Annotated in this window: 22 protein-coding genes and 1 pseudogene; 8 read left to right on the forward strand and 15 right to left on the reverse strand. The window is 54.5% G+C overall.

Annotated features, from left to right (window positions below; all coding sequences use genetic code 11):
- Positions 1–43: 43 nt before the first annotated feature.
- The 6 genes and pseudogenes from nosZ to FDY98_RS11430 all read right to left on the reverse strand — a co-directional run bounded on the left by nosZ (position 44) and on the right by FDY98_RS11430 (position 5,723).
- Positions 44–1,919: pseudogene (nosZ, locus tag FDY98_RS11410) on the reverse strand (TAT-dependent nitrous-oxide reductase).
- Between the two features lie 17 nt (positions 1,920–1,936).
- Positions 1,937–3,301 carry a 4Fe-4S binding protein gene (locus tag FDY98_RS27820; RefSeq protein WP_340146494.1) on the reverse strand — a complete coding sequence of 455 codons (1,365 nt, stop codon included), beginning with the start codon at positions 3,299–3,301 and terminating at the stop codon, positions 1,937–1,939.
- On the reverse strand, positions 3,301–4,083 hold the full coding sequence (locus tag FDY98_RS27825; RefSeq protein ID WP_340146495.1) for an FMN-binding protein: 783 nt from the start codon (positions 4,081–4,083) through the stop codon (positions 3,301–3,303). Before FDY98_RS27825 ends, FDY98_RS27820 begins: the two co-directional genes overlap by 1 nt.
- A 26-nt stretch (positions 4,084–4,109) precedes the next feature.
- Complete coding sequence (locus FDY98_RS11420; RefSeq protein ID WP_022523551.1) at positions 4,110–4,412, reverse strand: c-type cytochrome; 303 nt, start codon at positions 4,410–4,412, stop codon at positions 4,110–4,112.
- A gap of 339 nt (positions 4,413–4,751) precedes the next feature.
- Complete coding sequence (locus FDY98_RS11425; RefSeq protein ID WP_155705843.1) at positions 4,752–5,087, reverse strand: DUF488 domain-containing protein; 336 nt, start codon at positions 5,085–5,087, stop codon at positions 4,752–4,754.
- Between the two features lie 69 nt (positions 5,088–5,156).
- The gene (locus FDY98_RS11430) at positions 5,157–5,723 is read right to left on the reverse strand and encodes a YIP1 family protein (protein WP_009286641.1); all 567 of its coding nucleotides are present in this window, start codon (positions 5,721–5,723) and stop codon (positions 5,157–5,159) included.
- 455 nt (positions 5,724–6,178) lie between these two features.
- Between FDY98_RS11430 and FDY98_RS11435 the strand changes: the two genes are divergently transcribed.
- From FDY98_RS11435 to FDY98_RS11455, 6 genes are all read left to right on the forward strand, one after another.
- On the forward strand, positions 6,179–6,631 hold the full coding sequence (locus tag FDY98_RS11435) for a c-type cytochrome (protein WP_027959375.1): 453 nt from the start codon (positions 6,179–6,181) through the stop codon (positions 6,629–6,631).
- 38 nt (positions 6,632–6,669) lie between these two features.
- Complete coding sequence (locus FDY98_RS11440; RefSeq protein ID WP_009286642.1) at positions 6,670–8,025, forward strand: cbb3-type cytochrome c oxidase subunit I; 1,356 nt, start codon at positions 6,670–6,672, stop codon at positions 8,023–8,025.
- A 72-nt stretch (positions 8,026–8,097) separates the two neighbouring features.
- Positions 8,098–8,910: a CbbQ/NirQ/NorQ/GpvN family protein gene (locus FDY98_RS11445; RefSeq protein WP_009286643.1), complete on the forward strand. Its 813-nt coding sequence runs from the start codon at positions 8,098–8,100 to the stop codon at positions 8,908–8,910.
- 9 nt (positions 8,911–8,919) lie between these two features.
- Positions 8,920–10,473, forward strand: a complete 1,554-nt coding sequence (locus FDY98_RS11450) for a hypothetical protein (protein ID WP_340146496.1) — start codon at positions 8,920–8,922, stop codon at positions 10,471–10,473.
- Positions 10,359–10,862 (forward strand): nitric oxide reductase activation protein NorD, encoded by a 504-nt coding sequence (locus tag FDY98_RS27830; RefSeq protein WP_340146497.1) that lies wholly within the window; start codon positions 10,359–10,361, stop codon positions 10,860–10,862. Before FDY98_RS11450 ends, FDY98_RS27830 begins: the two co-directional genes overlap by 115 nt.
- A gap of 11 nt (positions 10,863–10,873) precedes the next feature.
- Positions 10,874–11,071, forward strand: a complete 198-nt coding sequence (locus FDY98_RS11455) for a hypothetical protein (RefSeq protein WP_022523544.1) — start codon at positions 10,874–10,876, stop codon at positions 11,069–11,071.
- Positions 11,072–11,111: 40 nt separating this feature from the next.
- Here FDY98_RS11455 and FDY98_RS11460 read toward each other — a convergent pair whose 3' ends face one another.
- Together FDY98_RS11460 and FDY98_RS11465 are read right to left on the reverse strand one after the other, a co-directional pair.
- Entirely contained in the window at positions 11,112–11,414 is a 303-nt protein-coding gene (locus FDY98_RS11460; RefSeq protein WP_027959377.1) for a cytochrome C oxidase subunit IV family protein, read from the reverse strand.
- A 15-nt stretch (positions 11,415–11,429) separates the two neighbouring features.
- Complete coding sequence (locus FDY98_RS11465) at positions 11,430–12,041, reverse strand: cytochrome c oxidase subunit 3 family protein (RefSeq protein ID WP_231500677.1); 612 nt, start codon at positions 12,039–12,041, stop codon at positions 11,430–11,432.
- Positions 12,042–12,197: 156 nt separating this feature from the next.
- On the opposite strand from FDY98_RS11465, the gene ubiT reads away from it, so the two are divergent.
- On the forward strand, positions 12,198–12,695 hold the full coding sequence (ubiT, locus tag FDY98_RS11470; RefSeq protein ID WP_051430430.1) for a ubiquinone anaerobic biosynthesis accessory factor UbiT: 498 nt from the start codon (positions 12,198–12,200) through the stop codon (positions 12,693–12,695).
- 57 nt (positions 12,696–12,752) lie between these two features.
- Here the strand turns inward: ubiT and hmpA are convergent, their stop codons facing one another.
- Complete coding sequence (gene hmpA, locus FDY98_RS11475) at positions 12,753–13,925, reverse strand: NO-inducible flavohemoprotein (RefSeq protein WP_027959380.1); 1,173 nt, start codon at positions 13,923–13,925, stop codon at positions 12,753–12,755.
- 265 nt (positions 13,926–14,190) lie between these two features.
- On the opposite strand from hmpA, the gene FDY98_RS11480 reads away from it, so the two are divergent.
- Positions 14,191–15,402, forward strand: a complete 1,212-nt coding sequence (locus FDY98_RS11480; protein ID WP_027959381.1) for an NnrS family protein — start codon at positions 14,191–14,193, stop codon at positions 15,400–15,402.
- Between the two features lie 72 nt (positions 15,403–15,474).
- Here the strand turns inward: FDY98_RS11480 and FDY98_RS27835 are convergent, their stop codons facing one another.
- From FDY98_RS27835 to FDY98_RS11505, 6 genes are all read right to left on the reverse strand, one after another.
- Positions 15,475–15,771, reverse strand: coding sequence for a hypothetical protein (locus FDY98_RS27835; RefSeq protein ID WP_340146498.1), 297 nt, complete (start codon positions 15,769–15,771; stop codon positions 15,475–15,477).
- 17 nt (positions 15,772–15,788) lie between these two features.
- Positions 15,789–15,950: a hypothetical protein gene (locus FDY98_RS27840; RefSeq protein WP_340146499.1), complete on the reverse strand. Its 162-nt coding sequence runs from the start codon at positions 15,948–15,950 to the stop codon at positions 15,789–15,791.
- 127 nt (positions 15,951–16,077) lie between these two features.
- On the reverse strand, positions 16,078–16,524 hold the full coding sequence (locus FDY98_RS11490) for an Rrf2 family transcriptional regulator (RefSeq protein WP_022523538.1): 447 nt from the start codon (positions 16,522–16,524) through the stop codon (positions 16,078–16,080).
- A 119-nt stretch (positions 16,525–16,643) separates the two neighbouring features.
- Positions 16,644–17,393, reverse strand: a complete 750-nt coding sequence (locus FDY98_RS11495; protein ID WP_027959383.1) for an anaerobic ribonucleoside-triphosphate reductase activating protein — start codon at positions 17,391–17,393, stop codon at positions 16,644–16,646.
- A 70-nt stretch (positions 17,394–17,463) separates the two neighbouring features.
- A complete protein-coding gene (nrdD, locus tag FDY98_RS11500; protein ID WP_027959384.1) occupies positions 17,464–17,628 on the reverse strand; it encodes an anaerobic ribonucleoside-triphosphate reductase in 165 nt (54 codons plus the stop codon).
- A gap of 44 nt (positions 17,629–17,672) precedes the next feature.
- A complete protein-coding gene (locus FDY98_RS11505) occupies positions 17,673–19,415 on the reverse strand; it encodes a ribonucleoside triphosphate reductase (RefSeq protein WP_051430429.1) in 1,743 nt (580 codons plus the stop codon).
- Position 19,416 lies beyond the last annotated feature (1 nt).

Below are 19,416 nucleotides of genomic sequence, written 5' to 3' on the forward strand. Positions count from 1 at the left end.
GTTCTCCCGCAGCGGGCCGAAGGAATCGGCCCGCGTGTTGTCGTCAGGCGGGTTCGACTAGCATGCGACCAGTCATTTCCATATGCATTGCGTGGCAGAACCAGTTGCAGTAGTACCAGTGCACCCCGGCTTTGTCGGCGGTGAAGGTGACACTAGCGGTCTGCTGGGGGCTGATCTCCATCTGCACACCGTGGTTGACCATGCAGAAGCCGTGGGTCAGATCCTCGACCTGGTCAAGGTTGGTGATGACCACGGTCACCTCATCACCCTGTTTGACCTTGAATTCGGTCAGGCCAAATTGCGGTGCGATGGAGGTCATGTACACGCGTACTTTATTGCCATCGCGGATTACCTTGCTTTCGCCCTCCAGGTTGACGCCGTCTGCCTCGGCCATGGCCACGGTCTCGGCGAAGAAGGGGTCGTCTCGTGTCCATACTCGGCTTGGGTTGATCTGGTCGGCGCGTACCAGAATACAGTCGTGGGGCTCGGCATAAGTGGGGCCGTCATGCACCAGTTTCATTTCCTCACCGGAGATGTCGATCAACTGATCGTTTTCGGGATGCAGAGGGCCTACCGGCAGGAAACGGTCTTTGGAAAACTTCGACAGCACCACCAGCCACTTGCCGTCGGCATCCCGGGATTCGGTGAGACTGGCGTGGTTATGCCCAGGCTGGTAGTGGACATCGAGCTTCTGACGCAGGTAGTTGACGTCTTCGCCATTGTAGTGGCGAATGGCATCCTCAATATTCCACTTGGCTACCTGGCTATCGATGAACAGCGTGGTATAGGCGTTGCCCCGGCCATCGTAGGTGGTGTGAAGCGGGCCCAAGCCCAGTTCAGGTTCACCCACGATGGTATCGCGCGGTTCGATACTGTCGTCGAACAGCTCAGGCAACTTGTCGATGGCGATGATTGAGCAAGTGGGGGATAGCTTGCCGTTGGCGATGAAATATTTGCCATCCGGTGAGGTATTCACGCCATGGGGGTTCTTGGGGATCGGGATGTAACGTGTCAGTTGCGAGCCCTTGCGCCCATCCAGTACCGGCACGCTTGATTCACCCAGTGTCTTGTAGTTCCCGGCCGCCACGGCGGCTTCAATCGCTTCAACGTCGAATACCACGACCCAGTCGCGCTCGTTGCGCATGGTCTCGGTCAGGGTCATGCCCTTTTCCGAGTTGTAGCAGGTAGAGGCGACGAAACGACCGGTGTAGTCGGCATCGGTGTTATCGAGGTTGCCATCGACGATCACCTGCCAAGCCACGTCCATGCTTTCGGCATCGATAGCGTTGAACATAGTGAAGTAGTTGTCGGGGTTCTCCAGGTCGCGGCCGTCATTGATCTGGGGGATCGGCAGTTCGGCATTGGCGAAGACGTACTTGGTGTAAGGCACCTTCTGCAGGCGCAAACCGTGAATCGCCTGGACGTTGGGGATGGTGGTGACCTTGTCCGTCTTCATGATATCGAGACGAATGCGCGCAACGCGGTGTTAGCCTTGTCGTTGATAAATAGGTACTTGCCGTCGTAGCTGCCGTCGGTCATGGAAATATGGGGGTGGTGGCAGTCGCCGTTGAGGAAATGGCTCGATTCGCCGAGTATCCGCTTCGACTCGTTGCTGATCCCCCAGCCAGAGGCGCTATCCACGTTGAACACTGGAATCCGCATCAGTTCGCGCATTGAAGGTACACCGAGCACCCGAACCTCGCCCGAGTGGCCACCGCTCCAGAAGCCGTAGTAATCGTCGAGCTCGCCGGGTGCAACGTCGATACCGTTGGCGCCGGCGGCCTGAACTTGACGGCTATTGAGTAACGCACCTGCGCCAAAACCACTGGCCAGGCCCGCCCGGCAACGCCGGTGACGGCGGTATTGCGCAAGAAATGGCGACGGCCGATATCCTGAATATGGTCTTTTTTATCGCTCATGCTTGATTCCCCTGAGATCAGTCTTGCTGGTGAAGAGGGATGCGTTGCCATGCGGCCTGTTTGCCGCTGGCATCGGTATCCCGTTGGGTCTCAACGCTATTACCGCGCGATGACATATTGGCCGCCTTTTCATAGCGCTTGCGGCGCTTGACCATGGGCGGGCAACGCTGGTCGTCGTGGTAGGTCACTTGGCAGTCGAGACAGTAGTGGCACTCATTGGCATTGATGCGGCCGTCCGGGTGTATAGCGGCCACTTCGCATTCATTGGCACAGATTTGGCACGGGGTACCGCAGCTACCGCGGTGGCGCTTGAGCCAGTCGAACAGGCGTAAACGCGAAGGAATAGCCAACCCGGCACCTAAAGGGCACAGATAGCGGCAGTAGAATTTGTGGTTGAAGGCAGAAATCGCCACCAGTCCAAGAGCATAAATAACGAAGGCCCAGTCACGTTGGAAACGCAGGGTGATTGCGGTCTTGAACGGCTCCACTTCGGCGTAGCGTTCCGCGGTGCCAAGCGAATGTAGCGAGACTGCGAACAAGGCCAGCAGAATGATGTATTTAATCGCCCATAGGCGCTCATGGAGCCCGAAGGGCACCTCGATCTGCTTAACGTTTAGTTTGCGAGCGACCTGGTTGACCAGGTCTTGTAAAGCGCCGAAGGGGCACAGCCAGCCGCAGAAAACTCCGCGGCCCCACAGCAGCAGGCTCACCGCCACGAACGACCAGAGAATAAATAGCATTGGGTCGATCAAAAATGAGGACCAGCTAAAACCGCTTATCAGCGAGTTGGTGAAGGTAAGGATATTGACGACCGATAGCTGGGCCAGCGAGTACCAGCCGATAAATACTAAGGTGTATATCTTGAAACCCAGACGCAGTGGGTTCAGAACACGCGGGTGGCGCGCCAGCACATCCTGGAACAGCATGATGCCAGTGAGCACCAATAATCCGGCGGATAGCACAACGATCTGGAAAGCCTTGTCGCGCCAAACCTGTACCCAGATAGGCTCTTCCACCGGTGGCTCAGGCCGTTCTATATAGGCCTCGGGAACACTGTAGTCGGCGCTAAAGCGGCTGAACTCGGTATCCAAGGGGCCAGAGGCGCGGCGAACCAGTAATTCCAGCTGCCACGGTTGTCCGGGGTCGAAGCCCGCCTCTTCGCGGACGATGAAGATGTCTCGCTCGGCCAGCGAGGGCGCGCCTTCGAGGGCCAGATCACCCAGGCGGATGTGATCGCGATCATGAAAGCTGACCCGAGTGCTGCCCTGTGAAAGCTCGATGCGATCGAAGATGCCGCCGCGCACATACCCTGAACCCTTGAATGAATAGTCACCACGCCCCATGACGGCAATAGCGTGCTCGCCATCCTTCAGCTCGACCATTAGTTGGTCATAGCCAGTATCGCCGAGCAGGTTGCGCCAGCGGTTGGTGGGTTGAGGTAGGTGTAAAACAGCTCGATAAAGGTTTTATCGGCGGGCTGTGGCGAGCGCAGGTAATCTTCGGCGGGCGTACCTATAAAGCTCGCATCGACCTCGCCATGGGTCAGTTGCAAACGGCGAATGGTGCCGTCGCCGGTCAGTTCATCCCAGTTGGCAGGGGCGAAAACGTCTTCTCGAACGCGTGCCGGTGGTGTCTGGGAGGGGTCGGCAATGAGCTGCTGTTCAGCGGCCACTTGCCTGGCGCTGCGCATGATGGTGTCGCTGACGACGATGACGGTCACCGTCGCGCCAGAGATAGCGTCAAGATTGTCGCCGACCCTGAGCCTGTCATTGACGTGGGCCGATTCATGCTCATCGGCGAAGCTATTTAGCTTCGATTCGGGAATGCCCACCAGCATGATCGGTTCGGAATGACTGAGGATGTCGGCCTGTACAATTTGCCCATCCAGACCGATGCCCACCAGTACATTGACCGGTTTGCCTGAGTAGGCGGGGATCGGAGCGACATCCACACTCTCAAAAGCGTAGCCGAGCAACTCATCGTCGCTGGCGAGTACACGGCTTACCGGCCACTGTGAATCCGCGGCTTCAAGACGCTCTGCCGTGGGAAACCCCTCGCGTACCTGCTCCAGTTCGATAGCTTGGGCGGGCAGTGTTATCGCTAGGAGTAACAGTAAGCTAATCCAGATGCCGGTTAGACGGCGCGGGCAAGCCACAGGGGACATCGTGGTTTCCTTTTGGGTCAAGAGCGTTATAGAACTGGTTCTAGCAAGTGGTCGACGGCAGCTTTCACTTCGTCATCGCTCAAGCCCAATTGGCCTCCTTTCGGCGGCATTGCCTGAAAACCGTTAATCGCGTGGTCGTACAGGGTGTCCATGTCTTTTTCTAAGCGTGGCTCCCAGTGTTCGGCATTGCCGCGAATGGGAGCACCTGCGGCGCCCGTCATGTGGCAAGCCATGCAGGCTTGGTTATAGGTGGCTTCGCCATCTGCATGAGCGGTAACCGAAATAGAAGCAACAACGCCTAGCAACAGTATGGACGCGAGGGTTTTCATTGAAGTATTCCTTATGCATCTTTTGAGTTGAAATTACCAATTCGGCAACGTGGCAAGGTGGTTTATAGAGGTATACGAGTTGCTGGGTACTGATTTCTCAGTACGAGAAAAGGTATGAAGTTCACTTTAAAGAAATAAGGGGGACTAATGTTGATCTGGATCATTTTTAGTCTCGCGTACCCCTACAGAGCATTAGCTTATTACCCCTTAGTGGGTAGGCGATGACGTCAGTCGTTATTGTGATTTCAACTCGAAATTCAGACGCTTGGCTATGCACCACGGCGCTAGGGGCGTGGCGATGTAAAAATGTTTTTTACAGCGCGGATTATTTCAACATGTTCAAGTACTGGGCAGGACTACGGCATTGTTACGGCGCTCTTCCTTAGAGGCAAATACCAGAGTAACTCGCTCTTTCCTGGCACGTTGTGCAAGATCACGAAGAGACTCGCGATAAGAGGTTAACTCTTTGAGATAGCGACGGCGGAAGCCACTCCAGTCGAGTGAGCCATGATGAAACGCTTTGCGAAGTTCGCTGCTTGGGGCGACCTCCTTGCGCCATTCATCGATTTTGGCTTCCTCCTTGGACACCCCGCGCGGCCAGATACCGTCGACGAGGACACGATAACCATCTTTGCTTTGAGGTGAGTCATAGGCTCGCTTTAATTCAATATCCATCGCTATCTCGCAAGTCAATGAGTTTCCTTTAAAGCCTAGCTAGTGAGTCGGTTCCACTCTACTTGAATCCTAGTAAGCCCAGACAATAGCCATCAGCAAGCCCCATGCCAGCACCCCGGCGGCCATAACGGTGTAAGTAGCAGACATCGTTGTTACGTCATTCGCTGAGCGTTTACACAGAGCCTGCAGTCCGTGGTAGACCAAACTGCAAGAGATGCCCAGTGCCACCAGTACTACCAGCGCATTGAACAACAGGCTGGGGATCAGCAGAGCGGTCGCTGCTGACCAAAGTGGCAAAGGTGCTAGGGCTGCCAACAGATAAGCGTCGTGGTAGCTAATTGAGAGATCACGATCGCTATTGACCACCGCGTGAATTAGCCAGCCCATTACAAAGAAGGTGAGCAGCTCGGCCAGGAACAGAATGGTCGTGATGAAGCGCCACTGCCGATCGGCGAAGCCTGGAGCGAAGATATCTCCGTAGTGTGTACCGGCATAATAGAGCATCACGGGAGGTAACAACGACATGGGCAGCACGATGCACCAAGCCAGAGTGGCGATTGAAGGATGGCGTTGCTGGAGGTCTTTCCATCCCGCTAAATGGGTAAAGGGCAGTTGAATAATGGTTAGAGGGTTCATTGTCTAGCCTCGCAGTCAGTTGTGATCGTTGTGGGCTTAAAATATCATGTCATGATATTATATTCAGAATTAAGGCTAGTTTGTATTTTGTCAAGTGTGAAGCTTGATTCTCTCTGTTTTAAGAGAGCGCAACCCACATCAGCGGCAGCGGTGCATGCCCGTGTGAAATCTGAGAAGTCATAGCATCAGCCTACCTCTAGAACGGCTATGATCTGGTGCAAATCGCACAGAGTGATTAGGCACTATTAAGAAACCCAGCCGCATTCTGGCTCGAATTAATTAGTAATCTTAAATTTACCCTGGGTTTTGCTCTTGCCAAAAATTGATCTGTGGCAATGTTGCTAGGGGGATTCTTCTGCTAACCTTAAAAATGTAAATAATATACATCTTAATAAATGCATGCCTTTTGGCTTCCCAGCCTAAGGTCGGATCTGACTAGCAAGGGAGTATGGCTTATGGCTGATGGTCTCACTAAATCAGCGGCCCGCAATATTTTCTACGGTGGTTCGCTGTTCTTCTTCCTGCTATTTGCCGCGCTAACGGCTCATAGTCATTGGTACATGGTCAATGTCTCCACGGACAGCGAAGGCCTCACGGATTCTGTTAAGCATGGCAAAGAAGTGTGGGAAAAAAACATGTGTATCAACTGCCATAGCATTATGGGGGAGGGTGCTTATTTCGCTCCTGAACTGGGTAACGTCTGGGAACGCTATGGAGGCCATGAAAATCCTGAGGCTGCCCGATCGGGTATTAATGCCTGGATCCGCGCCCAGCCATTGGGGATAGAGGGTCGTCGTCAAATGCCAGCGTATGACTTTAGCGAAGAGGATATGAACTCGCTAATTGACTTTCTCGAATGGACCGATGGTATCGACAACCAGGACTGGCCCCCACATCCCGCTGGCTGAAGCTACCAGCCGAAGGATGAATCAAGGAGAACCGTACAATGAAATATGAAACCCAGAAGGTTGCTTTACCCTTTTTTATGGTGGCCATGGCGCTATTTACGCTACAAATAGTCTTCGGACTACTGGCCGCCACCGTCTATGCTTGGCCCAACTTTATGGCCGAAGTGATGCCCTTTCATATCATGCGTGTCAGCCATACCAATCTGTTGATTGTGTGGCTGCTAATCGGTTTTATGGGCTGTACCTACTATCTGATGCCAGAGGAAGCCGAGCGGGAAATTCATAGTCCCAATCTGGCGTATATCCAGCTGGCGATCTTTGCTTTTGCTGGCGTCGCTGCTCTGGTCGGCTACCAGTTCGGTATCCATGAAGGGCGCGAGTTTCTTGAGCAACCGTTCTGGGTGAAAATACTCATCACCATTTCTTTTCTAATGTTTCTTTTCAATACCAGCATGACGCTGCTCAAGGGCCGCAAGACCGCTATCAATCTGGTGTTAATGCTGGGGCTCTGGCTAGCGGCAGTATTTTGGTTATTCGCTTTCTACAACCCGACCAATCTAGCGGTGGATAAACTCTACTGGTGGTGGGTGGTGCACCTCTGGGTGGAAGGCGTATGGGAATTGATCATGGCTTCCTTGCTGGGTTACCTGCTGATCAAAATGACCGGTGTGGATCGCGAAGTGATCGAAAAATGGCTCTATATCATTGTTGGATTGGCACTGTTCTCCGGCCTGCTGGGCACCGGGCACCACTACTACTGGATTGGCGCACCTGGCTACTGGCAGCCCATCGGCAGTATCTTCTCGACGCTTGAAGTGGCGCCTTTCTTCGCCATGGTGGTATTCGCCTTTACCATGTTCTGGAAGGGCAGTCGTAACCATCCTAATAAAGCGGCCATGCTATGGGCCTTAGGCTGCCCAACCATTGCCTTTTTCGGCGCTGGTGTGTGGGGCTTTATGCATACCCTCTCGTTCGTGAATTACTACAGCCATGGCACTCAGGTAACCGCCGCTCATGGCCATCTAGCTTTCTATGGTGCTTATGTGATGCTGATTCTTGGCGTGATTACCTACGCCATGCCGCAGATCCGCCGTGTGCAGCCTTATAACCAAGTGCTGAACATGTGGGGCTTCTGGATCGTCACCAGTGCCATGTGCTTCATGACGTTTACCCTGACCTTCGCCGGGGTCGTGCAGACTCACTTACAGCGCGTCCTGGGCATGAATTACATGGAAGTGCAGGATCAATTAGGCCTGTTCTACATCATGCGTCTGGGCGCTGGTGTGGCCGTGGCCGTGGGGGCGATCATGTTGCTCTACTCCTTCTTCGGGCCCGCCCGAGAGCAGGTGCCAGCCGGCGGCACACAAATTACAGCTGGGGCAGGCTCGGCCTGAACTTAACGGCCCTGCGGGGCCGTTTTTGCTTTCTTTCTTTATTTATTTATTTTCCGGCAATGGAGTCTTCCCATGCCTCTTTCTTCTGTCGCTAATCCTATCGATGAGCGTGAAATACCTTTCTACGAGAATGTCGGCAACGAATGCGCTATGTTTGAGCACGCCTTTCGTCAACGTTTGCCGCTGTTACTTAAAGGCCCCACCGGGTGTGGTAAAACACGTTTTGTTAGCCATATGGCCGCGAAGCTGGGCCGTCCGCTATTCACTATTTCATGTCACGACGATCTGACTTCAGCCGACCTTACAGGCCGCTATCTATTGCAGGGCGGTGAGACCCGCTGGGTCGATGGCCCGCTTACTCGAGCAGTGCGCGAAGGGGGGATCTGCTATCTCGATGAGGTGGTGGAGGCGCGTAAAGATGTCACCGTGGTGCTTCACCCGCTGACCGATGACCGCCGACTACTTCCGTTGGAACGTACCGGGGAACTGCTCGAAGCGCCGGATGACTTCATGCTGGTAGTGTCTTATAACCCTGGCTATCAGCATATTCTCAAATCGCTTAAACCGAGTACCCGCCAGCGCTTCCTGGCCATGTCATTTGATTTTCCACCACCCAAAGTCGAGCGCGATATTGTCGCGCGGGAGAGTGGTTTGCCCGGTGAGCAGTGCGCCGCGCTGGTCAATCTTGCCGCCAGCCTGCGGGCCATGAAGGGGCAGGATTTAGAAGAGGGTGTTTCTACTCGCCTATTGGTTTACTGCGCTACCCTGATTGCCGCCGGGGTGCCCATTTTGGAAGCTGCCCGGGCTACCTTAGTGGAGCCGCTGAGTGATGACGCAGATGTTCAGGAAGGGCTGATGGAAGCCATTCAAGCAACCTTTGGGTGAGGGCACGGCATGCTTGATTTTCTTGAAGTCGAGGAGTTTGTAGGCCGCCATTGGCACCGTTGGGCTTCCAGTGCGGCAAGTTACCCTGACCATCCCGAAGCCGCAGTGCGTCTTGAAACGCTGCGGCCCATGCTCGGCGTCTTTTTCCGCGCCGGAGGTGGCGAGGCGGGTATCGATGTTGCTGCTATTGCGGGGCGTAATTCGTCGCATCGCTTATCCTTACGCCAAAGGCTTGGGCTTGATGAGGAGGTGCTCGATCAAGCACGCCGTGACGAAGAAAGCCTGTTGTTACCGCCACGCATTGCCTTGTTCGCCGAGGCTTCCTTGAACCGGGACCTCTACCTTTGGCTGGTAGCGTACCTGGCGGCGACCCAGCATGTGCACGTCGTCGAAGATCCGCTACAGCAAGACCTTCTCCAGCTGCGTGAAGTAAACCGGGCGACTCGGGCAGTGTTGGCCCATTTCCCTGGGCTCGCTCAGCGCCACGCCAGATTATGTCAGGCATTGCTGGCCATTCGCCCCCAGCGCAAGCGCTTGCCGCCGATGGAAGCAGCGCTTGAATCCGTTCTCTGTGCCCAGCTGGGAGAAACGCCGCCCGAGGCTGGCTGGGCCGAAGTGATGCATATCGCCATCCTCGACGAGACCCTGTCTTTGGACAATTTTCATGCGCCGCATGGATACCGGCCGCCACTTCCGGTGCCGCTATGGGGGCAAGCCGTTGCCCTGGGTACCCATAAGAAAGCACGAACCGAGCAGGAAGATGATGAGGCACCGGTCGCAGGGAAGAATTCACTACAAGATGATCATGGTAAACGTAAGGCTGACCGGCGCGAGCAGGATCAGGCCGACCGCGATGACTCTTTAATGCTCAATGCATCCGAAAAGATGCTTTCCTGGGCCGAAATGGTCAATCTCAATCGTCATGTAGAGGATGAAGACGATGATGAGGCCAAACAGGCGGCCGATCAGATTGATGAAATTGTGCTCAGTGCTAACCGTAAGAAGGCGGCTTCCAAGCTAAAGCTTGATCTTGATCTGGCGCCGGGTGAGGTGAGTGGGGGAAGGCTGCGTGGGCGCCATACCTATCCGGAATGGAATCATCGTAAGCAAATCTATATGCCTGACCACTGTGTGGTACTCAGCGATGTCCAGAGCGAGGAGGGGAGAACTGGCAGCCGGATGAAACGACAAAACGGCGCATTCGACGAGTCCGACGCGAGTTTGAAGCACTTAGGCCGCGTCGTGAGACGCTACGTGGCCAGCTGGATGGCAGCGAGCTGGATATGGACGCCGTCATTCGCTCCCGCTGTGATCTGGCGGCGACCGGTGAAGCCAGCGACCGTCTCTATCAAGCTAGCCGTACCCAGGCGAGGGATTTGGCGGTTTCGATCCTGGTCGATGTATCCCTTTCCACTGAGGCCTGGCTGGAAGACCGGCGAGTGCTGGATGTGGCTAAAGAAGCGCTGCTGGTATTGGGGCACGGCCTTGCGGGGTGCGGCGATGACTATGCCATTCACAGCTTTACCTCCCACCGTCGTCACCGTGTTTGGGTCAATACGCTGAAAAGTTTCGATGAGCCAATGGGCGAGCGGGTGTCACGGCGGATCGCAGCGCTCAAACCAGGCCACTACACGCGTATGGGGCCCGCTATTCGGCACCTTTCCCAAGCGCTTGCCAAACGGCCCAATCGGCACCGGTTGCTGCTACTTCTGACCGACGGTAAGCCTAACGATACCGACTATTATGAAGGGCGCTATGGTATAGAGGATACGCGCAAAGCGGTACTTGAAGCGCGACGGGAAGAAGTGCGCGTGTTCGGGGTAACGATTGACCGGGAGGCGGGGCGCTATATTCCTCATCTGTTTGGGCGAGGGGGTTATGCCATTGTCCAGCGTCCGGAGCATCTCGCCTTGGCGCTGCCGAGTATCTACCGCCAGATTGTTGCTTCCTAAGGAGGTTATCTATGGTGCGCTTGCGCTTCGTAGCGGCGATTAGTCTGTGGTCTTTGGTCGCTTTAGGGATAGTCGTGCCGCTGGTATGGCTTATCAATAACCGAGATTGGGGCGTGGCGCTGATGTTGCTGGTTCCCTTTATCGTTTATGGTTTGATGCGGTTGGGTCGGTCGCTGGAAGCCTGGGCAAACGCCGCGCAGCGGCCTTGAGGTACTGATTCCGCACTTCGCTAAATCCAATCCTGTGAGGCTACCCCACTAAATGAAAGCGACCGGCCAGGTAGCCCGCGGCAATCAGCGTTAACGTTAATAGTGTCAGGGCAATGAAAACTCCCTTCCAGGCTGGGGTCGCGGCGCGCAAGTTTAAATAGACCATGAGCACACAGTGGGCTTTGAACCCCGTCGCCATCATTATCATGGCGGCTGACCATAGGGGAAGCACCTGCCAGTCGGTGGTCTGATCTAGCCGAGCGGAAACCATGGAAACCAGGGTCAGCGCCATTAATACGCCCCAAGTAATCAGTAAACGTCGTGTACCGGGCAGTGCCCTCATTGTTTCCTCACAAAATTATCTGAGCAGATAAATCAGTGGATAAAGCAGGATCCAAATCAAGTCCACCATATGCCAGAAGGCTGCCGCCGTTTCTACGTTCTCGGTGGAGGTGCGCCAGCTCACTAAGCCTAGTAGCGCTAAGCCGAACACAACGTGAGCAAAATGGAAGGCGGTTAAACCATAGTAAAAACCAAAAAAAACGTTCGTTTCTGGCGTTATTCCAGCGGCAAACTTACTTGTATACTCAAAAACCTTAATGAGACAGAACAGTACGCCCAACAGTATAGCGGCGCCTAACCACTGTCGGCTGCGCTGTATGCGCTTAGCGCTTATCGCCTCAACGGCAAAGGCTACAAAAAGCCCACTGGTCAAGAGCACCAGGGTATTGAGGCCGCCCAGCACCGGGTCAAGCTGATGTTGGGATTCATTGAATAGTGCAGGGTCAAGGGCGCGTTGACCGGCATAGAGCGCAAAGAAGGCGGTGAAAACCAGCATTTCGCTCAGTATCAATACCCACATCAGTGGATTGCCAGGTAGCGCTGAAAGCGGCCCCCAGCCGGGATTGGGCAGGTCGTGCCTCATTAATACTCCACTCGGTAAGCGTTGTGCCGAGGTATCAGGGCTCATTAGTTTTCGTCAATATATTAAGTGCATTTTAAATACATGTTAATTTTGGTGCAATATTTCTTTTATTTGACACGCGTCACTACCCAGCGCCACGGCAATGCTTAGTATCAGTGGCCTAGTGTTTGCCGATGATGCCTTTACTTCGGAGTGACTGTTATGTCATTGCTGTCTTTACCTTTTTCCATGCCCTCTTTTTCAATTTCCCCTCCTATAACGCCTAGCCATTTGATACGTCTCCTTGATCCACGGGTACCTTTTACAATTAAGCAACGTATAGTCGAGCCTTTACTCAACCGTACTTTTGCTATACCGCTCGCAGAGGGGGAATTCGATGCTTTGGAAGGTCGGCGCATTAGCCTCACCATCGCCGATTTAGGTGTGACGCTAAGTCTGACGCTTGAATCGCAGCGCTTAATATTATGTAGCGAGAAAGGCGAGGCAACCATTCGTGGAGGTTGGCGTGAATTCTTGTGCCTTGCCACGCGCCGCGAGGATCCCGACAGCCTGTTTTTCCAGCGTCGCTTAATCATTGAAGGGGATACAGAGCTGGGGTTGACGCTCAAGAATCTACTTGACGGTTGCGAGGAAGGCCTTGCACAAGGGCGTTTGGGGGAACTGTTGTTGGGGCTGGAGCGTTTGGTAGGTAAAGAATGACCCAGGCTTCTGAACTGTTCACAAGCGGCCCCGGGTATATGCCGAGGCCGCCCATTATTACGCTGCGTCGAGGGGGCGTGAGGGGCCAAAGTGCTCAAAGTGTCGGCGATCCTCGTCGACACCCAGTTCGGACAAAGCGCTGTTAATCGCCGTCATGAATCCTTGAGGGCCGACGAAATAGCAGCGCGCCTTAAGATCAGGCAGGTAGTGAGCTAATAAGCTGCGGTCGATACGACCAATATGTTCGGCTTCGTTGCCGCGCTCATGAATGCGGACAGCCTTAAGACGTTGAGGATACTCGCTCTTCAGCGCTTCTAATTCGCCTTTAAAGGCCTGGTGGTCGGCATCCAGGGCAGCGTGTAGATAGATGACTTGCCGCCCAAGGGACAAGGCATGTCTTGCCATGGGGAGCAGGGGCGTTTGCCCAACGCCGCCGCTGGCAAGCAGCAGAGGTTCGTCACCTTCAATCAGCGTGAGGTCACCTGCTGGCGGCAACAGCTCCAAGGTATCGCCGGGTTGTAAGACATCGTGGAAGTGGCGGCTGACTTGGCCCTGTTCTTCGCGTTTGATCGAGATTCGATAGCCTTGACCATTTGGCGTGTCTGAGAGGCTGTAATGCCGATAAACCAGCTCGCCATTAATGGTTAGACGTACACCGATATACTGACCTGGCTCATGGTCAGCCACACGACCACCATCCTCGGGCTCAAGGATAAAAGAGCGAATTAAAGCACTTTCCTGCTGGGTACTGGCAATCTTGAAACGGCGTGTGCCGCGCCATCCGCCTGGGCGCTGCTCAAACTCACGATAGCGCTGGTCTTCGAGGTCGATTAACAGGGCGGCAAGCTCGTTATATAGAGCGCCCCACGCATCGGCGATTTCCGGGGTGACGGCGTCACCCAGCACTTCGCCAATCGCTGCCAGCAGGCATTCACCGACAATAGGGTACTGCTCGGGAAGAATGCCTAGCGAGACGTGTTTACTGACCACAACATCCAGAGTAGCACGCGCCTGAGCTGGATTACTGCGTAGTTGCACATAGGCCAACACGGCGTTGGCCAGGGCACGGGGCTGACCACCGCTTTGCTGATGAACCTCATTAAAGAGCGGCTTGACCTCTGGGTAGCGGGTAAACATCAGCGGATAGAAGCGCTGTGTAATCGCATTCAGGTGTTCGGCCACGACGGGAGCTGTCGCGTTGATCAGCTTTTCCTGCTCATGTGTTAGCACGGATAATACCTCAGGCGTTAAGATTCATTGCAGATGCATCTTAACGCTAAAAGCGATAAATACCAACCATCAAGGGGCTTTGTTAAGGAGAGGGGGCTGCTAGTCATTTGAATAACAAGGCCTGAAGACAATGCAAAAGCGTCTGTCATTGAGTGACGAAGTAGCTTATTTGAGCCTATAAGATGCATTTTTGATACTTGTCATGGTTTTTGTTATTAGCCTGACGCACAATGCAAATCCAAGTAATTCAGTGGGGTATTATGCTATGCCAACCATCACCTCTTCCCAGCCTGCCTCCAAGCTCAAGCAACTACCGTTGCTGCGTCTGGCTTTTCGGCCCTTTTTCCTGTTGGCCGCGCTGTTCAGTATTTTATCTCTACTGGTATGGCTGGGCTTTTGGCATGGCATTATTTTGCTGCGCCCTTATGGCGGCCTGGTGTTCTGGCATCAGCATGAAATGTTGTTTGGTTTTGCCGCAGCAGTGATCGGAGGGTTTTTGCTTACCGCTGTACGAAACTGGACAGGCTTGCCAAGTTTAAACGGCGGGCCGCTACTGGGTCTGGTGGCGTTATGGCTATTAGGTAGGGTGCTGATGGCTTTTCCCATGGATTTGCCAGGATGGCTGCTGCTGGCGGTTGACCTTGCATTTCTTCCAGTGGTCGCCATTGTTATGGCGCGTCTGGTCATTACCGCAAAGCGTTGGCGCAACCTGATCTTTATTCCCGCGCTGTTGCTGTTTGCCACGGCTAACCTGGCGATGCACTTAGGGGTGATGCAGGGTGACGCCGAGCTGATCCGCCAAGCCGCCTACTTGGCCGTACTGTTAATCACACTGATGATGACAGTCGTTGGCGGGCGTGTGATTGCCATGTTCACTGCCAATCGTCTGGGGCGCCCAAAACCTGAACCTATTGCTTTACTCGAAGGAGTAACGCTGGTGAGTACGGCTGGCGTAGTCGTGCTGCAGCTGGTCATCATGTTGGGGGTTGCCATTCCTGCTTTATTAATGGGGGGAGTGATGCTCTTGGCGGCGTTGGCCAACACTGTTCGCATGGCGCGCTGGGGTGGGCTGCATAGCTGGCGTGAACCTTTACTTTGGGGGCTGCACGGTAGCTACGCCTGCATTCCGCTAGGGCTTATCATGTGGGTCTTGGCACTCATGGGGCTGATGCGCGTTGAACTTGCCGTGCACGCCCTGACCATTGGTGGCATGGGCACCATGATGCTGGCCATGATGGCCAGGGTTTCGCTAGGTCATACGGGCCGCCCCATACGCACTTTGCCCGGTATTGGTGTGGCGCTGGGCTTAATGCTAATAGCCGCCTTGGTGCGCTCACCCGTCTTGGCGTTATTTCCCCAGATCACCCACTGGACCTATACGCTGAGCATCATCTTCTGGTGCGTTGCCTACGCAATATTCGTCGTGCACTACACTTGGCCGTTGATGCAGGCGCGAGTCGATGGTCAGGATGGTTGAACGAATAATAGATGGCGCCTGCATCCGTCCGGATGCAGGCGTATTAAAACCATTGAGGTATTCAAACGCTCATTAGCGATCAGCCAGGGTGACCCGGGCACCGCCAAAGGCAAGACTGCGTGGGTTAGCCACTGGACGGTTGTTGGTGAGGCGGGTAATGCCTACCCCGCAACGGCCCACCATCCAGATCAGGCAGGCTGTAAAATAGAGGTAGCCCAGAGCCCAGGGGGCTACTGCCGGTAGCCCGATCCAGCCCAGTAGATGCCAAATGGCAGTGAACAACACCCCGCCTAATAGCCCTAACCAAAACGTTCTAATCTGAAACTGCAAATGGGAAGCGACCCACTCCTCGGCATCGTTTCTTTTCATGTGGGCAATGAGTACCCCTATGGGGCGGTGACCACCGCTAATACGCTACCCAGAAAGAGCATATAGACAACGATAGCCGTGCCACGTCCGCGGTTTTTCTTAAACGTATTAGAGGAAGTCGACGTTGAAGTGGCCGCGGAGTGAGATGCGGAGGGCATGGAGGATGGGGAAATAGCCATAGAGAACCTCATTCGGCAAAGTGGGAACCATTAATAGCGCGTTAAAATGCATTTTTAATGCATTTATTGTAGAGCAACTATGCAGAATTTCCTTAGCTGAAATTAATAGGGTTGTTTCTAGTGATTGTCAGACATTGACGGTGGGGATACGCATTAGTCCTGCCAACTGCGGGTAACGATTGGACAACACATCTGCCAAGGTATAGCGGTCAAGCACCTCCAGAAACGCTGACAATGCTTCGTTTAGAATGGGCTGGAGCCGACAAGAAGGGGTGATGATGCAGTTGTTATCGCTATGAAAGCACTCGACTAGCTCCATGCCATGTTCCATTTCGCGCACGAGTTTACCCAGCACGATAGTAGCGGGGTCTCGCGTGAGCAATAGGCCACCGTTCTTGCCCCGAATAGCGGTAACGTAGTTCTTCTGGCTAAGCTCCTGAACGACTTTCATCAGGTGATTGCGAGAAATATCAAAGGTCTCTGCGATCTCATTGATAGTAGAACGCTCTTCGCCTTTCACGGCGAGGAAGATCAACACGCGTATTGAATAATCGGTGAATCGAGTGAGATGCATGGAGTGTGCTTTGCTCCGAGAGTAATCCAACTGTAAAAGAAACATGTTGTATGAACGTTCAGTAAGTTGCAATCAGAACATGGGGGTACTAATGCTGACCTGAGTCAAGAAGGAAAGCGTTATTGCCTTAGCTCAAGCTGGTCAAAGTACGGTTTCAAACGGCTTACCAGCGCATTCATCTGAGCTGTAGATGGAGTATTGGCAACTGGCTGAGAATAGGTGGGATCGAAGCATTGCTCGCTGCGGGCCACCTGCAGCGCATAGTGGCGTACCCCACAGTCGGCAAGACTCAGTGCCAGGCGTTCCACATCGGCAAGCTGAAAATCTTTCCAGTGAATGGTGGTACGGCACTCGAAATTGAGTCCGCTGTCGAGCAAAGCTTCCAAGCTGCGGGCATGCAACTGCCAGATGCCGGGACGGCCGCAGATGCGGTCAAACTCTTTTCCGCGTCCTTTTACATCCAGCCCCACCCAGTCAAGGTGCGGTAATAGCTGGGTGAGGCGGTCAGGATAAGGGCCGGCGGTATGTAGTCCCACCTTAAAGCCCAATGCTTTCACTTCCTTTACTGCATCGGACAAACCGGCATTCAGGGTGGGCTCACCACCGCTGAAAACCACCGCTTCCAGCAGGCCTTGCCTGGTGCTCAGGAATTCCCGTATCGCTTGCCACTCCTGGGGTTCACCTCGGCGCGACGGGATCATGTTGGGATTGTGGCAGTAGCCGCAGCGTAGCGGGCAGCCTTGGAGAAAGACAACACACGCCAGATGATCGGGATAATCCAGTGTGGTCATGGGCACAAGGCCGGCAATCGGCAGCCGAACCGAAGATAATTTAGTTGTGATGTCGTCAAGTGTCGTCTGCATAGCCATAGTGATATCCCCCTGCTGGGGCGCCTGTAGCCAGACCCCCCAGCTGTCGTTAGAGAAAAGTGAGGGCTAGCTACCGAGAGGCGGCGGCTTCAGTAAAATGGCGTCGCTCCTGGTGTTCGGCACGTTTGCCGATATTGAACTGACTTACCGGGCGGTGGTAGCCCATGACGCGGGTCCAGACTTCGCAGCGCTGGCGCTGCTCAGTGGGCAAGCTAGCATATTGAGAGGTTTGCATTAGCGTGTTCCTTAAACGAGTTGAGAAAAAGTGAGGCAAATGCCTCAAGCCGTGGCGGCGTCGATTGCGCTCGCCGTTTTTGCCCAAAGTGCTTCGTCGCACTTGGGGCAGAACTCATGTTCACCCGACAGGTAGCCATGCACCGGGCAGATCGAAAAGGTGGGTGTGACTGTGAGGTAGGGTAAGCGAAAGTGAGAGAGCGCCGTTTTAACCAGCTTGCGACAGGCGGAGGCCGAGGTAATCCGTTCGCGCATATAGAGATGCAATACCGTGCCACCGGTGTAGCGAGTCTGTAAGGGGTCTTGATGGCTCAGTGCCTCAAAGGGATCATCGGTATGACCCACCGGCAATTGACTAGAATTGGTGTAGTAGGGCGCCTCGGGTGTACCGGCTTGAAGAATGTCAGGAAAGCGCGTCAGATCCTCCCGGGCAAAGCGGTGAGTGGTGCCCTCTGCCGGGGTGGCTTCAAGGTTATACATGTGGCCGGTCTGTTCTTGAAATTCGCGCATCCGCTCCCGAACGTGGTCAAGAAGATCCAGTGCCAGCTGTAGCCCTTGGGCGTCGGCGATATCGCAGCGATCCCCAGTAAAGTTGCGCACCATTTCGTTGAGCCCATTCACACCCAGAGTAGAGAAATGATTGCGTAACGTGCCCAGGTAGCGCTGGGTAAAGGGGTAGAGCCCCTGATCCATTAGTTGCTGAATGCGCTCGCGCTTGAGTTCGAGGCTATCGCGCCCGAGCGACAGAAGGCGATCCAGCTCGCTGAACAGCCCGGCCCGGTCGCCGGCAAAGCGGTAACCCAACCGGGCACAGTTGATCGTCACTACTCCCAACGATCCGGTTTGCTCCGCACTGCCGAACAGACCGTTGCCGCGTTTGAGCAGTTCACTCAAATCAAGCTGCAGGCGGCAGCACATGGAACGCACCATGTGGGGTTCCAGATCCGAATTGAGAAAGTTTTGAAAGTAGGGCAAGCCGTACTTGGCGGTCAGTGCGAAGAGCCGCTCGGCGTTGTCGCTTTCCCAGTCGAAATCATGGGTGATGTTATAAGTGGGTATGGGGAAGGTGAACACACGTCCGTGGCGGTCACCGGCCTCCATCACTTCCAAATAGGCCCGGTTGATTAAGTCCATTTCAACCTGTAGTTCGCCGTAGCTGAACGGCTGCTCCTCTCCACCGATAACCGGTACCTGTTGGCGCAAGTCGTCGGGGCAGACCCAGTCGAAGGTTAGGTTGGTGAAGGGCGTCTGGCTACCCCAGCGCGAAGGCACATTGAGGTTGTAGATGAATTCCTGAAGTGCCTGCTTGACTTGTGCATAGGTGAGGCTGTCTTTGCGCACGTAGGGTGCCAGATAGGTATCGAAAGAGCTGAAGGCTTGTGCCCCGGCCCACTCGTTCTGCAAGGTGCCAAGAAAATTAACCATTTGCCCGAGGGCACTTGAGAGGTGGCGGGGCGGGTTGCTTTCGGCTCGTCCCGGTACCCCATTAAATCCCTCTAGCAGCAAAGTACGCAGCGACCAGCCGGCGCAATAGCCGCACAGCATATCCAGGTCGTGAATATGCAAATCACCTTCCCGATGAGCTTCTCCTACGGCGTGGGGGTAAATCTCATCGAGCCAGTAGTTGGCTATCAACTTGCCCGAGACGTTGAGGATTAAACCGCCCAATGAATAGCCCTGGTTGGCATTGGCGTGAACACGCCAGTCGGCGCGTTGGAGGTACTCATTGACCGTCGAGGCGACGTCAATATGATGCTTCGCTACCTGAACGCTTGTGGAGCTTTTCACC

It is taken from the genome of Halomonas sp. PA16-9 (assembly GCF_009728585.1).
GTDB lineage: Bacteria > Pseudomonadota > Gammaproteobacteria > Pseudomonadales > Halomonadaceae > Vreelandella > Vreelandella titanicae.